Below are 15,485 nucleotides of genomic sequence, written 5' to 3'. Positions count from 1 at the left end.
GGAGTGGAACCTGTGAAAAATATTATCTCTAGTCTGGGTAAACTGTTGGAATCCAATGTCGTTTCCAATCAACCGAAACGAGGCCATGTATTATCAGGAAAAGTGCAACAGCTGTATCCTGATAATCGAGCTACGGTTCAAATTGGAAAGCAGCAAGTGAACGCCCAGCTGGAGACACCCCTGACCAAAGGGCGGACATACCTGTTCAAGGTCGTTTCCAATGAAGAGATGCTGCATTTAAAGGTGCTTTCTTCTCAGCAAAGTAAGGCACCGGTATCAGCAGGCCTTTCAGATCTGCTTAGACAATCAGGGGGAAAAGTCTCAAAAACGAATCTCCAATTTTTGAGGCAGCTCATCGATCAACAAGCTTCTTTTAAAGTAGCAGATCTTAAGGAAGCGTTATCGATATTGCAGGGGGCTTGGAATAAAACTGCAGCAAAAGAAGTTCTGTTACAGATGTTCCAAAAGCAGCTGCCGGTAAAAGCAGCCGTATTTGATGCTTTACATAGTCGATTGAATTCCACTTGGTCAAGCTCGATGGAAACTGCCTCAACACAACAGTTGGACATGAAGACCAGTACATTATTGGCTCAGCTGAAAGGGGAGAGACCCTCTCATTCTTTAATGGATACATCTGTGACTAAGATTATGAGCGAAGTGAGAACCGGGAACCCATCTACCTACCAATTGTTCAAACAGGCAGGGCTGATTGAATCCTCCCATTCATTCAAAGAATTCCAAAACAGTTGGAAAGAATGGTCAGTTCAATCAAAAGAAACCCATCCCCCTTTGCCAGGTGCGTTTAAAGGTATAGCAGGGTCCATGCAGAAATTATTCCATGATCAACTCCCTTTCACGAATACAGAACGGCAGACGTGGAATCAATGGGTAAATCAATTGGAACGTATAATTTCCACTCCTGCAGGACAAAGGAAAGCCCTGCCGGATACGTTCCAACAGGGGTTATTGAAGAATTTTGAAAAACTCCAAAATACTGCGGTACTGCAAAAGTTGCTTCCATTTCTGACAGAGGCTGATGCTTCCACGTTGAAATCCATCACCAACAATCCTGAGGTGCTCTTTCAAGATAGAAGCTCTTCTTTGCAGCAGCTTGTTCAAAGCCTTAAACATTTGGCGTCCAGACAAATCGACGTGAATCTTCAGCCTTCACTCGTGGAGTGGGTGAGCCGTCTGTCCGGCGAATATCCTGATCTTACACAAAAGAATGCGATGCTCATGAAAATCAAATCGATGATACATTTGTCGGGGATGCAGGACGAATCTTTATTAAAATCTGCGCTTCAAAGCGACTCACCCATGGCAAAAGAAACATCATTAAAATCGATCCTCCTGCAGTCTTTAGAAGGACAGGGCCCGATGCGTGCTGACACCGCCCGTCCACTGCTTCATTTTTTGAACGGGACTCAACTGAATGCCCTTCAGGAAACACAACAAACTCTTCAGGCCACATTACAATTCCCAGGGAGTTTTGTCGGATCATCTGAGGATGTTCATATGAATATGGAGGGAAGGAAGACGCCGAAAGGGGAAATAGACCCTGACTTTTGTCATATTTTATTTTATTTGAATTTGGAACATTTGAATGAAACCATTGTCGATTTATCGATTTCAGATCGCAGAGTAGGCGTGACGGTCATGAATAAGGACCAGAGCATAGAGGCGGTGGTCCACTCATTTAAAAATAAGCTTGCGGAAGGATTGGAAGCTCTCGGCTATGAGTTGAACTCCCTCAATGTGAGAACCTTGAAACCAGAGCCCGGACCTGTTTCACCTCAAGAGCATAAAGAAAGCTCGAAGGAAGGAGTGGATCTCCGCATATGAATGAAAAGCCGAGTAAAGCTATCGCTTTGAATTATGAGGCCGATCAAGAATCGGCACCGAAAGTGACGGCAAAAGGAAAAGGATATATAGCGGATAACATTTTGAAAAAAGCGGAAGAGAATAATATTCCGATTCAAAAAGATGCATCCATGGTCGAACTTTTGTCCCAATTGAACATCAATGAACAGATTCCTGAAGAATTGTACCATGTAGTAGCGGAAGTTTTTGCTTTTATTTATCAAACGGACCAGCAAGCGAAAAATAGTAATTCGATGAAAAAATAAGCTGACGAATGTTCCTGGAGGAGCGTGGATCCTCGACATGACAGTCGTCAGCTTTTTTTTGCAATAAACCGACAATTATGTTTACATAATATAGTGTAAGTGAATCTGTTGTAATTTTTCGACAGAAATCTAGTCTGGTATGGACAATTGATAGCGTTTTTTTATACAATGTACATGCAGTGAAAATTGATGGGAGGATGAAACATGAACATTCACGAGTATCAAGGCAAACAAATCATGCGTGATTTTGGCGTTTCCGTGCCGAATGGCCACGTAGCATATACCGTAGATGAAGCTGTAGAAGCAGCGAAGAAATTAGGTAGCGATGTTACAGTCGTCAAAGCACAAATCCATGCAGGCGGACGTGGGAAAGCCGGTGGAGTAAAAATCGCTAAAAATCTTGACGAAGTGCGTACATACGCAGACGAAATACTAGGGAAAACTCTTGTCACCCATCAAACGGGTCCTGAAGGCAAAGAAGTTAAGCGCTTACTTATCGAAGAAGGGTGCGACATCCAAAGTGAGTATTATGTCGGACTTGTTCTTGACCGTGCAACAAGCCGTGTCACGATGATGGCATCTGAAGAAGGCGGAACTGAAATCGAAGAAGTGGCCGCTGAAACTCCTGAAAAGATTTTCAAAGAAGTCATCGATCCAGTAACCGGACTGACTCCTTTCCAGGCTCGTCGTCTGGCATTCAATATCAACATCCCTAAAGAAGCGGTAGGGAAAGCAGTCAAGTTCATGCTTGGTCTTTACGACGTGTTCGTGAAGAAAGATTGTTCAGTAGCTGAAATCAACCCGCTTGTCACGACAGGTGATGGAGATGTATTGGCTCTAGACTCCAAGTTGAACTTTGACGATAATGCACTTTACCGTCAAAAAGACATCATGGAGCTTCGTGATCTTGAGGAAGAAGATCCAAAAGAAGTGGAAGCTTCCAAATTTGATTTAAGCTACATCGCACTTGATGGAAACATCGGCTGCATGGTTAACGGTGCAGGTCTTGCGATGGCAACGATGGATACAATCAAACACTATAACGGTGACCCAGCTAACTTCCTTGACGTTGGTGGCGGTGCAACAGCTGAAAAAGTTACAGAAGCATTCAAAATCATCCTATCCGATGACAATGTCAAAGGAATTTTCGTTAACATCTTCGGCGGCATCATGAAGTGTGACGTCATTGCTGAAGGTGTCGTAGAAGCGACGAAACAAATCGGCCTTACACTGCCTCTAGTCGTTCGTCTAGAAGGTACGAACGTTGATGCAGGTAAGAAGATTCTTGAAGAGTCCGGACTAAATATCACTTCTGCTGACTCCATGGCAGAAGGTGCTCAAAAAATCGTTGAACTAGTCAAGTAAGAAAGGCGGGGAAATCAGATGAGTGTCTATATTAATAAAGATACAAAAGTAATTGTACAAGGTATTACAGGCTCTACAGCTTTGTTCCACACGAAGCAGATGGTGGAATACGGTACACAAATCGTCGGCGGAGTAACCCCTGGTAAAGGTGGTACAGAAGTCGAAGGAATTCCAGTTTTCAACACGGTTGCTGAAGCCGTTGAAAAAACAGGTGCGAATGCTTCTGTCATTTACGTTCCGGCTCCTTTTGCAGCAGATGCGATCATGGAAGCGACGGATGCAGAAATGGACATGGCGATTTGTATCACTGAACATATCCCTGTTCTGGATATGGTAAAAGTGAAGCGTTATATGGAAGGCAAAAAGACTCGCCTGGTAGGACCAAACTGTCCAGGAGTCATCACACCAGAAGAGTGCAAAATCGGAATCATGCCTGGCTATATCCATAAGAAAGGCCATGTAGGCGTTGTATCCCGTTCTGGTACATTGACGTATGAAGCTGTACACCAGCTTTCAGAAGCAGGTATCGGCCAGTCTACAGCTGTAGGTATCGGTGGAGACCCTGTCAATGGGACCGATTTCATCGACGTCCTGAAAGCGTTTAATGAAGATGATGATACGGAAGCGGTCATCATGATCGGAGAAATCGGCGGTACGGCAGAAGAAGAAGCGGCTGAATGGGTGAAAGCAAACATGAACAAACCTGTTGTCGGCTTCATCGGAGGACGTACAGCACCTCCAGGAAAACGTATGGGGCACGCTGGTGCCATCATTTCCGGTGGTAAAGGGACAGCTGACGAAAAAATCCGTGTCATGAACGAATGCGGAATTGAAGTCGCTGAAACGCCATCAGTCATGGGTGAAACATTGATTCAAGTATTGAAGGATCAAGGAATCTATGACAAGTGTAAAACTCACTAAACTAAGGTGAACAAAATATTTTAGAGAAAGCCGTGCTCGGTATGGGCACGGTTTTCCCTCTATGGAAAGAGGTATGTGATGCATTCAAAAAGAGAACGATTAATCTTATTGCACCGTGCTCCAGAAATGACCAGACCACTGATGCGACGCTTGCTGGAGTGCGACCCTCAACTAGAATCCCCCTTCGATTTATCTCCTGAAAAATTTTCTCATCAGTTCCATATCCCCTTGAAAAGAAGTGCAGCAATCGTCCGGTTCATCCAAGACCCTTATATAATGAAGAAACTCGACAAAAAATCCATGGATTTTCACTGTTTAACCTTATGGGACCAGGGTTATCCGCCACTTTTAAAAATGATTCCGGATCCTCCTTATGTCCTTTATGCAATAGGGGATTTATCGCTCTTTCAAAACCCCTTATCCCTTTCTGTTGTAGGTACACGGTCGCCTTCGAAATTTGCCTACCCTCCGCTGAAAAAGATTCTTTCCCCGCTCATACATGCGGGTTTTACCATCGTCAGCGGAATGGCTGAAGGCATCGATCAATGCGCGCATCGTCTAGCTATTGATGGAAATGGAAAGACTATTGCTGTATTGGGGTCCGGATTTCATCATATTTACCCCAGAAATGACATAGCATTGTATCAGCATATGGCCCGTCATCAGCTGGTGATCAGTGAATACCCTCCAGAACGTCCACCAAGAAAATTCCAATTTCCTGAACGTAACCGGATCATATCAGGTTTGACACCTGCCACATTTGTCGTAGAAGCAAGGTTGAAAAGCGGTTCGCTCATTACTGTCGATCAGGCATTGGAGCAGGGAAAAGACGTATTTGCCATGCCCGGTCTCGCTGGTCTTGAAACGAGCGAAGGGTGCCATAAGATGATCAATGATGGAGCCACACTCGTACATACCCACGAGGATATTTTAGAAGGATGGGTAGGAAAAATTTGAATATTTTGTTTCAAAAGTGTTACAGTCAGGGGGTAGAATCGACTTGTAACCGATAAAAATAAACCGCTTCCGTTTGACAAACGGTTTTATTGTATTCAATAATAGGGAAGATTTATTTTATGTACTAAACAGAGAAAACACCTCTATGGGAGGAACCTATATGGCAGATTATCTTGTAATCGTTGAATCACCAGCAAAAGCTAAAACGATTGAACGATACCTTGGAAAGAAATATAAAGTAAAAGCATCACTCGGACACGTCCGCGATTTACCGAAAAGTCAAATGGGCGTTGACGTTGAAAATGAATTTGAACCGAAATACATTACGATCCGCGGGAAAGGTCCCGTTTTGAAAGAATTGAAAACAGCCGCTAAAAAAGCGAAACGCGTCTATCTTGCAGCCGACCCCGACAGGGAAGGGGAAGCGATTGCATGGCATTTGGCGCATAGTTTGGATATTGATGACAAGTCAGAATGCAGAGTCGTGTTCAACGAGATTACGAAAGAAGCCATCAAAGACTCTTTCAAGCAACCAAGAACGATCAATTCGGATCTCGTAGACGCACAGCAGGCACGCCGTATTCTGGATAGACTTGTGGGTTATAACATCAGCCCGATCCTTTGGAAAAAGGTTAAAAAAGGCTTGAGTGCGGGCCGTGTCCAGTCTGTCGCAGTGAAAATCATCATCGACCGTGAAAATGAAATCAAAAAATTCGTTCCGGAAGAATACTGGACGATTGAAGGAGACTTCCTGAAAGATAAAGAGAAATTCGAAGGTTCCTTCTACGGAGTTGATGGGAAAAAACAAGAATTGAAGACAGAAGATGATGTCAAAGCGATCCAACAGCGCATGAAAGGGAAGGACTTTTCCGTAGAGAAAGTCAACAAGCGGGAACGCAAACGTAACCCGTCCCTTCCATTTACAACGTCTTCCCTGCAACAGGAAGCAGCACGTAAGCTGAATTTCAGAGCAAAGAAAACCATGATGATCGCTCAACAATTGTATGAAGGAATCGACCTCGGCGGAAAGCAAGGGACGACAGGTTTGATCACATACATGCGTACGGACTCTACTCGTCTATCAAATTCCGCTAAAGAAGATGCCAAGCAGTACGTCGAAGAAAATTTCGGGGAAGAATATCTTGGTAATCGTAAAAGTGGGAAAAAGCAAGAAGGGGCACAGGATGCTCACGAAGCAATCCGTCCGACAGGTGCTGTTCGAGACCCTAAGTCGATGAAGAGTAAGCTTTCAAGAGATCAATACCGTCTCTACAAATTGATATGGGACCGTTTCATCGCAAGTCAAATGGCACCGGCCGTACTGGATACGATGACGGTACACATGTATAACGAGGGTGTCGAATTCCGTGCAACAGGCTCTGAAGTGAAATTCAAGGGTTTCATGAAAGTGTATGTCGAAGGACGGGACGACAATAAAAAAGAAAAAGATAAACTTCTTCCTCATATCGAAGAGGGCATGACCGTAAAGGCGGAAGAAATCAAACCGAACCAGCACTTCACACAGCCGCCTCCACGCTATACGGAAGCGCGTTTAGTCAAAACACTGGAAGAACTGGGAATCGGACGTCCGTCTACGTATGCTCCGACGTTGGATACGATTCAACGGAGAGGTTATGTAGCGCTGGATAATAAACGCTTTATCCCTACCGAGCTAGGTGAAATTGTGTTAGACCAGCTCAGAGAATATTTCCCTGAAATCATCGATGTCGACTTCACGAAAGAAATGGAAGATGACCTTGATGCGATCGAAGATGGAACAGAAAACTGGGTTTCAATCATTAAAGATTTCTACAAAGACTTTGAACCTCGTCTCACGAAGGCTGAAAAAGAAATGGAAGAAATAGAGATCAAAGATGAACCAGCAGGCATCGATTGTGAGAAATGCGGACACGAAATGGTCTATAAAATGGGTCGTTACGGCAAGTTCCTCGCATGTTCCAACTTCCCTGACTGCCGGAACACGAAGCCGATCCTCAAAAAAGTGGGCGTCACCTGTCCGAAATGTAAGGAAGGGGAAGTCGTCGAGCGGAAGAGTAAAAAGAACCGGAAATTCTTTGGATGTGACCAATATCCTGAATGTGATTTCATTTCCTGGGATAAACCGATCAGCCGTCCATGTCCGAAATGTGACTCACTGCTCGTTGAGAAAAAGTCGAAAAAAGGAAATCAAATTCAGTGTACGGAATGCGATTATAAAGAAGAACCGCAGTAGTAATTATAGGTGGAGCCTACGACTAAATTAAGTTGTAGGCTCCTTTACTTGTTCCTGTATTGTGTTGATTGATTTCGAGACTAATAATGAGAGGATGTGGTGAGCTTCCTTAAGCCTCATTCCTTGCTGAATTTTCACAGAGGATAATTTTATAAAAATTATGAATTGACACGGTTCGACAAGACCGCTATAATTACGGTTTGGTAAGGGTCTGTACTTGACAGGTTCTGGAAACCTTAAGGTCGCGCCAGCATGCATAGAGGCGGAAATCTTTAATTTTGAATAATATCACTTGGAAACAATTCAGAATTTTGTTACATTTTAATTAAATCAATTGTCATGCAGTTTTTAAATGTGATAAAATTTAAACGCCTTTGAGAGGTGAAAGATGAAACCTTTTGAAACTTATAAACAACTGTTCATCGAGTACTTACAAATTGAAAAAAATGCATCTCCGTTGACGGTGAGCCAATACAGTAAAGATATTGATTTATTTGGGGACTTCTTAAAAGCAGAAGGTATTTCTCTGCTTGAATGTGAATATGCGAACGTAAGATTGTTTCTGTCCAAACTCCACACAGAACAGCTTTCGAGGAGATCCGTTTCCAAGAAAATCTCCAGTCTGCGCAGCTTCTACCGGTTTTTAGACCGGGAAGAGTTCATCAAGCAGAACCCTTTCGTAAATGTGTCTATGCCGAAGTCCGATCATAAAATTCCTGAATTCTTTTATGAAGAGGAATTAAAACAATTATTTACAGTGAGTGACTTACACGACCCATTGGGACAAAGAAATCAAGCGATTATCGAACTCCTGTATGGAACCGGGATACGGGTAAGTGAGTGTACCGGCATTGAACTGCCTGATCTTGACCTCTCCCTGGAAACCCTTCTCGTCCACGGTAAAGGCAATAAAGAGAGGTATGTTCCGTTTGGTCAATTCGCGGCACGTGCGCTCAGGAGGTATATCGAGGATGGTCGTACTCAATTGGCAGCGAAAGGGAAAACGCCCACCAACCGTTTGTTTTTGAATGCACGGGGCGGCCCTTTGACAGCCAGGGGTCTGCGATTGATTCTTAATAAAATGGTGGAGCAGGCAGCCCTGACGGTGGATATACATCCACACAAATTGAGGCACACGTTCGCCACCCATCTGCTGAATGAGGGGGCTGATCTGCGGTCTGTCCAAGAGTTGCTTGGGCATGAGCAGTTATCTTCCACACAGGTGTATACGCACGTAACAAAAGACCGATTGCAGCAAGTTTATATGAATAGCCATCCAAGAGCTAATAAATGAGGTGAAGTTATGAACCAACAATTTCATGCCACGACGATATTCGCCGTCCAGCATAATGGGCAGAGCGCCATGAGTGGGGACGGGCAGGTGACCCTTGGTAACCAAGTAGTCATGAAGCATAAAGCTCAAAAAGTCAGACGTCTGTTTAATGATCAGGTATTAGCCGGTTTTGCAGGTTCAGTCGCAGATGCATTCACATTATTTGAAAAGTTTGAAGGAAAACTTGAGTCTTATGATGGAAACCTGGCGCGAGCTGCGGTAGAGCTTGCTAAAGAATGGAGAAGCGATCAAGTTTTAAGAAAGCTTGAAGCCATGCTGATCGTAATGAATAAGGAGAAGATGTTTCTTGTTTCGGGTACAGGGGAAGTAATAGAACCGGACGATGGCATTTTAGCCATCGGTTCAGGTGGAAACTTCGCTCTAAGTGCCGGCCGTGCTTTAAAAAGATATTCTCCTGAAAAATCTGCTGAGGAAATTGCACAGGCAGCCTTGGAGATTGCAGGGGAGATTTGTGTGTTTACTAACGATCAAATCATACTTGAGGTTCTCGATTAAGGAGGCAGGACATGTCACTGAATTTGACACCTAAACAAATAGTAGAAAAGCTGGATCAATATATTATTGGACAGAACAGTGCCAAAAAGTCTGTCGCAATTGCTCTCAGAAACAGATATCGTCGTATGCAGCTTGAGGGCGATATCCGTGATGAAATCGTACCGAAAAACATTTTGATGATGGGTCCTACCGGCGTAGGTAAAACGGAAATTGCACGCCGACTTGCAAAATTGGTAGGGGCACCGTTTGTTAAAGTAGAAGCGACGAAATTCACTGAGGTCGGCTATGTCGGACGAGATGTGGAGTCCATGGTCCGTGACCTCGTCGAAATGGCGGTCCGGATGGTCAAAGAAGAGAAAATGGAATCAGTCAAAGACCGTGCTGAGGAACAGGCGAATAAACGTCTCGTTAAATTGCTCGTACCTTCCAAGAAAAAACAAAACAACAATTTCAAAAATCCATTTGAAATGCTGTTCAATCAAGGTACCCAGCAGGAGCAGGACACGAGTTCAGATCAAGAAGAAGCTGAAATCGAGACAAAACGCAGCCGCATCCGCCATCAATTGGATCTCGGGGAGCTTGAAGACCGCATGGTAACCATCGAGGTGGAAGAATCGCAATCTTCTATGTTTGACATGCTCCAAGGATCAGGTATGGAACAAATGGGGATGAATATGCAGGATGCCTTCAGTCAGTTCATGCCTAAGAAAAAGAAGAAGCGGAAACTGTCTGTTTCTGAGGCGAGAAAAGTGCTAACTCAGGAAGAAGCAGGCAAGCTTGTCGATATGGATGAAGTGGGTCAGGAAGCTGTGGAGAAAGTGGAGCAGTCCGGTATGATCTTTATCGATGAAATCGATAAAGTAGCTGCGAAGGGTGATAACCAAGCCAACGTATCAAGGGAAGGTGTACAGCGTGATATTCTTCCTATCGTGGAAGGATCCACAGTGGTGACGAAATACGGTCCCGTGTCAACGGATCATATTTTGTTCATTGCGGCAGGTGCTTTCCACATGGCGAAGCCCTCTGATTTGATCCCTGAACTCCAGGGCCGTTTCCCGATCCGTGTTGAGCTCAATAAATTGACCGTGGAAGATTTCAAGAACATTTTAGTCGAACCTTCCAACGCGTTGTTGAAGCAATATAAAGCATTACTTGAAATTGAAGGTATAAAGGTTGAATTTTCTGACGATGCTATTACTAGACTCGCAGAAATAGCACAGGAAGTGAATGCTGAGACAGATAACATCGGTGCACGTCGTCTGCACACGATCCTTGAGAAGCTGTTGGAGGATCTTTCATTCGAAGCACCGGACGTGACGATGGAAAAAATCGAAATCACACCACAATATGTAGACAGCAAACTATCTTCTATTGTTAAGAATAAGGATTTAAGTAGATTCATTTTATAGTATTTACTACAAGGAGGAAACAAAAATGAAATTATTAGACCGTGCAAGAAGAATCAACGCGATGTTACAGAAAACAACTGGAAAGTCGGTGGACTTCAATGACATGTCAGCGACCCTGCGTGATGTCATCGAGGCGAACACGTTCGTCCTCAGCCGCCGTGGTAAGCTGTTAGGTTTCGCTATCAACCAGGAGATTGAAAATGAGCGTATGAAAGAAATGCTTTCCGAGCGTCGTTTCCCACAGGAGTACACTCAAAACTTGTTCAACATCAAAGAAACGACTCCAGACATTGATATCAACAGTGAGTACACGGCTTTCCCTGTAGAAAACCGTGACCTGTTTGAAAATGGTCTTACCACAATCGTTCCGATCATTGGAGGGGGACAACGTCTGGGTACATTGATTCTGAGCCGCCTGGATACGAACTTCAATGAAGATGATTTACTACTTGCTGAATATGGTGCAACCGTAGTCGGCATGGAAATCCTACATGAAAAGACGGAGGAAATTGAGCAGGAAGCACGTAACAAAGCTGTCGTACAGATGGCTATCAGTTCTCTATCCTACAGTGAGTTGGAAGCTATCGAGCATATCTTTGAAGAACTTGAAGGCAACGAAGGTTTACTAGTAGCTTCTAAAGTAGCTGACCGCGTAGGAATCACTCGTTCTGTCATTGTAAACGCATTGCGTAAACTTGAGAGTGCAGGTGTCATCGAATCCCGCTCTCTTGGAATGAAGGGAACTTATATCAAAGTATTGAACAACAACTTCCTACTGGAACTGCAGAAACTCCGTTCCAACTAATAGTTGAAAAAAGGCCGCTCATTCAGGAGCGGCTTTTTGTTTGCTCTGATAAATTCAACAAAAGGAAGTGTTAATAAGCTGCACCACTTTACAAAAGCTTCATTTTAAATACATGGCTCTGTTAATGTTGATTGTTGATATTTAGTCTTCAAAATAAGCACATAATAGTTGAAGAGTTTATATCGATATGTGCGGAGGGGCGGGGGGGGGAAATCACTCGCTTTCCGCGGGAGCGCGGTGAGCCTCCTCGGACTTTTCGTCCTGTGGGGTCTCACCAAGCACTTTCTTCCCGCAGGAGTCTCCCGATTCCCCTCCGCCCTTTGCATGATAAAATCCGTGACATCTACGTAAAAAAAGACCTATTATCAAGGTTGTTCGGTCCTTATGCCACTCCTAAGAGAATGACACACAGCATTTAGGTTTTAAGATTTTATACTTCCTCCCATCAAGATGAAGTATTTCTTTTAAAAGATCTTGTTTCGAGGCACTCTGATGAAGCAAAGGGCGGAGGGAAACGGTGAGACTCCTATGGGACGTGTGGGACAGGTGAGGCCCCGGAAGGCGAAGCCTGAGGAGACTCAGCGCCCGCCCCATGGAAAGCGAACCTTTTCCCGGAGCCCTACACGCAAAAAACATTTCGTAATGGTTTCTTTTTTTGATGGGTATATCAACACTAAACTTTAACAGAGCCAAATACATAAATTATCCCATCCTTATCATTAAATTGATTTTTTCATAAAATAGTCTGAAAACTGATTTATTTCGACATGAAAGTGTGTAATAATGTTCACTATAGTAGTATTTTCGACGCTTGGAACAGGGTGGAAAAACGCAAGGTAAATCGAACTAGTTCGAAAGAATTGTTTGTTATACTCTTGTTAAAATTTTTATCAATTCGTAGACAATAATGAACAAATTTTTTTAAACTTAAGAGAAGTAGTAAAGGATAATTTCGGAAATGGGGGAGTTCCTTTGAAGTTATTTAATGACACATTCACAGCTTTGGAGCGATCTTTAGATTATTCTTCAGCTAAGAACCGTGCCATATCGGACAATATAGCTAACGTCGATACGCCGGGGTATAAGGCGAAAAATGTGGTCTTTAAAGATGTTCTCAATCGTGAACTTTCGACACTGCCTGCAAAGCGGACAGACCCGAGGCACATAGACTTTCAAAGAGGGCATGAATCCTCATACCGTACGATGACAAGACCGGGCACTACCTACAACCACAATGGAAACAATGTCGACATTGATAAAGAGATGAATGATTTGGCCCAGAACCAAATTTATTATCAGGCACTTGCGGACCGGATGAATGGAAAGTTCAGAAGTCTGCAATCTGTCATTAAAGGTGGGAATTAATCATGGGGATTTTTGATTCTATGAATACAAGCGCGAGCGGACTTACGGCCCAACGCTTGCGAATGGACGTCGCCTCGTCGAATATAGCCAATGCCAATTCCACCAGAGCTCAACTGAACGAAGACGGAACCTGGGATCCATATCGTAGGAAAATGGTTGTGTTTCAACAAGAAGGTGCAAGCTTCAAATCATTCCTGCACAAAGCTTCTCAAGCTCAAGGAGGGTATGGAGGCGGTGTGAAGGCAACAGAAATCGTCGAAGATGAGAATCCATTCAAATCCGTCTACAATCCCAATCACCCCGATGCAGATGAAAGTGGATATGTACAACTACCGAATGTCGACCCTCTTCAGGAGATGGTGGATATGATGAGTGCCACAAGATCTTATGAAGCGAACGTCACTTCATTGAATGCATCAAAGAGTATGTTGATGAAAGCTTTGGAAATCGGAAAATGATGATAGAAGGGAGAAATAGCGATGAAAGGAATCTACTCGCCGGCTGATCAACCGGCCATTTTCAAAAATTCTCTATCCCCTCAAGGAAACCGTTCACTTTCCCCGAGTGAAGTACACGCGAACTTTGCTGGTCAATTGAAACAAGCGATTGACGGGGTCAACAAAGCTCAAGTTGAATCGGACTCAAAAACACAAGCATTAGCTCGAGGAGAGATCGATGACCTGCATGATGTAATGATTGCATCACAAAAAGCAAGCATCACGATGCAGACGACTGTCGAAGTCCAAAGTAAAGTGATCGAAGCTTATAAAGAAATTATGCGGATGCAAGTATAAATTCATGGCTGGACGACTTTTATTAAATACTTCTAAGAGACCGAGCTTTTTTTGGGGGCAATTATGAAAGAAAAACTTTTGACATACAAAAATCAATTTTCAACGTTTTGGGGGGAGAGGAGTAAAGGACAAAAAGGGTTGATCCTGGGATCAGTTGCTGCACTTCTTGTCATTCTTATTGTGGCAAGCGTAGTAGCGTCAAGTTCAAAAATGGTTCCCCTTTACCGTGACCTCACATTACAGGAGATCGGACAGATCAAGACCGAGCTTGATACACGGGGTGTTCCTTATGAGCTGGATCAAGGCGGGACGACGATCATGGTCCCTGAAACGCAAGCAGAAACACTGCTTGTCGATTTAGCAGCTTCAGGGCTTCCTGACAGCGGATCCATCGATTACGGATTTTTCAGTGCCAATACATCTTGGGGAATGACAGACAATGAATTCGATGTTATCAAATTAGATGCTATGCAGACGGAGCTTGCTAATTTGATGAAAGGTATCGGTGGCATTCAGGATGCCAAGGTGATGATCAATATGCCTGAGGAGCAGATTTTTGCTTCTGCTTCGCCTCAAGAAGCGTCTGCATCGATCGTGTTGAATGTCCAACCAGGATATAAACTGGAAAACAATCAAATTGAGGCTCTTTATAATTTAGCTTCAAAATCTGTTCCAAACCTGACTAATGATAATATCGTCATCATGGATCAGAACTTTAATTATTTTGACATAAAAGATTCCAATTATTCTGGGGAACAAGATGCTTATACATATCAACAAAACGTCAAACAGGACATTGAACGCGATATCAAACAGCGTGTGCAGCGCATGCTCGGCATGATGATCGGTCAGCAGAAAGTAGTCGCCACTGTTACGGCGGATATCGATTTCACGAAAGAAAATCGAGTAGAAGAACTCATTGAACCTGTGGACCCTGAAAAGATGGAAGGACTACCAGTAAGTGTAGAACGGATTGAAGAAACCTATGAAGGTGGAATTCCTGAGGGTGGCGTTCCTGGAGCAGGTGAAGACGACGTCGCCAATTACCCGGCTGGAGTTGATGGGGCCGGTGGGGATTACAGCATGACCAAGGAAACGATCAACAATGAGTTCAACAGGATTCGGAAGAACATTGAAGAGAGCCCTTACAAGGTCAGAGACTTAGGAATACAAGTCGCCATTGACAATACGAAAGGTGTCGATGAAGAAGGCACCGTTCAATACCTAAGTGCTGAAGAACAACAAACAGTCGAACAAAGTGTCCAATCGATTTTGAATTCGATGATTACGACTTCAGTCAACGAGAGTTACGGAGAAATCAACCCGGATGAAAAAGTGTCGATTGTTTTCCAGGAATTCAACGGGCAGCCTGAATTCCCAGACTCTGGTGGAGGTGTACCGATCTGGATGTACGCAGGAGGAGCAGTACTCGCTGCGTTGTTGATCGTCCTTATCGTCATGGCATTCAGAAAACGTAAGGACACAGAAGAAGTCTATGAAGAATCCTATCAAGAGTACCAGGCTGAAGTTCCTGACATAGATTCGTACAAGGAACCAGCGACCGAAGCGAACCAAAAGAAAAGACAGCTTGAAAAAATGGCGAAAGACCGCCCGGAAGATTTCGCGAAATTATTACGGTCATGGATCGCTGATGATTAAGG

General features: G+C 43.8%; 14 protein-coding genes. All 14 read left to right on the top strand.

The window, feature by feature from the left end:
* Window positions 1-12: 12 nt before the first annotated feature.
* The 14 genes from LCL89_RS04685 (at window position 13) to fliF (ending at window position 15,483) form a co-directional block, all read left to right on the top strand.
* Complete coding sequence (locus LCL89_RS04685) at window positions 13-1,842, top strand: hypothetical protein (RefSeq protein WP_224808102.1); 1,830 nt, start codon at window positions 13-15, stop codon at window positions 1,840-1,842.
* Window positions 1,839-2,126, top strand: coding sequence for an EscU/YscU/HrcU family type III secretion system export apparatus switch protein (locus LCL89_RS04680; protein ID WP_197315879.1), 288 nt, complete (start codon window positions 1,839-1,841; stop codon window positions 2,124-2,126). Before LCL89_RS04685 ends, LCL89_RS04680 begins: the two co-directional genes overlap by 4 nt.
* Before the next feature lie 204 nt (window positions 2,127-2,330).
* Window positions 2,331-3,491 (top strand): ADP-forming succinate--CoA ligase subunit beta, encoded by a 1,161-nt coding sequence (gene sucC / locus LCL89_RS04675; RefSeq protein ID WP_224808100.1) that lies wholly within the window; start codon window positions 2,331-2,333, stop codon window positions 3,489-3,491.
* 18 nt (window positions 3,492-3,509) lie between these two features.
* Window positions 3,510-4,412, top strand: a complete 903-nt coding sequence (gene sucD / locus LCL89_RS04670) for a succinate--CoA ligase subunit alpha (RefSeq protein ID WP_197315881.1) — start codon at window positions 3,510-3,512, stop codon at window positions 4,410-4,412.
* A 78-nt stretch (window positions 4,413-4,490) separates the two neighbouring features.
* Entirely contained in the window at window positions 4,491-5,369 is an 879-nt protein-coding gene (gene dprA / locus LCL89_RS04665) for a DNA-processing protein DprA (RefSeq protein ID WP_224808098.1), read from the top strand.
* A 160-nt stretch (window positions 5,370-5,529) separates the two neighbouring features.
* Window positions 5,530-7,602 carry a type I DNA topoisomerase gene (gene topA / locus LCL89_RS04660; RefSeq protein ID WP_224808086.1) on the top strand — a complete coding sequence of 691 codons (2,073 nt, stop codon included), beginning with the start codon at window positions 5,530-5,532 and terminating at the stop codon, window positions 7,600-7,602.
* A 388-nt stretch (window positions 7,603-7,990) separates the two neighbouring features.
* Window positions 7,991-8,896 (top strand): tyrosine recombinase XerC, encoded by a 906-nt coding sequence (gene xerC, locus LCL89_RS04655; protein ID WP_197315884.1) that lies wholly within the window; start codon window positions 7,991-7,993, stop codon window positions 8,894-8,896.
* A 9-nt stretch (window positions 8,897-8,905) separates the two neighbouring features.
* Window positions 8,906-9,451 carry an ATP-dependent protease subunit HslV gene (gene hslV / locus LCL89_RS04650; protein WP_224808084.1) on the top strand — a complete coding sequence of 182 codons (546 nt, stop codon included), beginning with the start codon at window positions 8,906-8,908 and terminating at the stop codon, window positions 9,449-9,451.
* An 11-nt stretch (window positions 9,452-9,462) separates the two neighbouring features.
* Complete coding sequence (gene hslU, locus LCL89_RS04645) at window positions 9,463-10,860, top strand: HslU--HslV peptidase ATPase subunit (RefSeq protein WP_224808082.1); 1,398 nt, start codon at window positions 9,463-9,465, stop codon at window positions 10,858-10,860.
* 25 nt (window positions 10,861-10,885) lie between these two features.
* Window positions 10,886-11,665 (top strand): GTP-sensing pleiotropic transcriptional regulator CodY, encoded by a 780-nt coding sequence (codY, locus tag LCL89_RS04640; RefSeq protein ID WP_197315887.1) that lies wholly within the window; start codon window positions 10,886-10,888, stop codon window positions 11,663-11,665.
* Between the two features lie 972 nt (window positions 11,666-12,637).
* Window positions 12,638-13,030 (top strand): flagellar basal body rod protein FlgB, encoded by a 393-nt coding sequence (gene flgB / locus LCL89_RS04635; protein WP_197315888.1) that lies wholly within the window; start codon window positions 12,638-12,640, stop codon window positions 13,028-13,030.
* A gap of 2 nt (window positions 13,031-13,032) precedes the next feature.
* Window positions 13,033-13,488 (top strand): flagellar basal body rod protein FlgC, encoded by a 456-nt coding sequence (flgC, locus tag LCL89_RS04630; protein WP_197315889.1) that lies wholly within the window; start codon window positions 13,033-13,035, stop codon window positions 13,486-13,488.
* A gap of 21 nt (window positions 13,489-13,509) precedes the next feature.
* Window positions 13,510-13,824, top strand: coding sequence for a flagellar hook-basal body complex protein FliE (fliE, locus tag LCL89_RS04625; protein ID WP_197315890.1), 315 nt, complete (start codon window positions 13,510-13,512; stop codon window positions 13,822-13,824).
* A 63-nt stretch (window positions 13,825-13,887) separates the two neighbouring features.
* Window positions 13,888-15,483: a flagellar basal-body MS-ring/collar protein FliF gene (gene fliF / locus LCL89_RS04620; protein WP_224808080.1), complete on the top strand. Its 1,596-nt coding sequence runs from the start codon at window positions 13,888-13,890 to the stop codon at window positions 15,481-15,483.
* The last annotated feature ends 2 nt before the right edge of the window (window positions 15,484-15,485 follow it).

Origin of the sequence: Halobacillus yeomjeoni, assembly GCF_020171525.1 — a bacterium.
Classification (GTDB): domain Bacteria; phylum Bacillota; class Bacilli; order Bacillales; family Halobacillaceae; genus Halobacillus; species Halobacillus yeomjeoni.
This window is presented reverse-complemented; position numbering and strand designations above follow the sequence as displayed.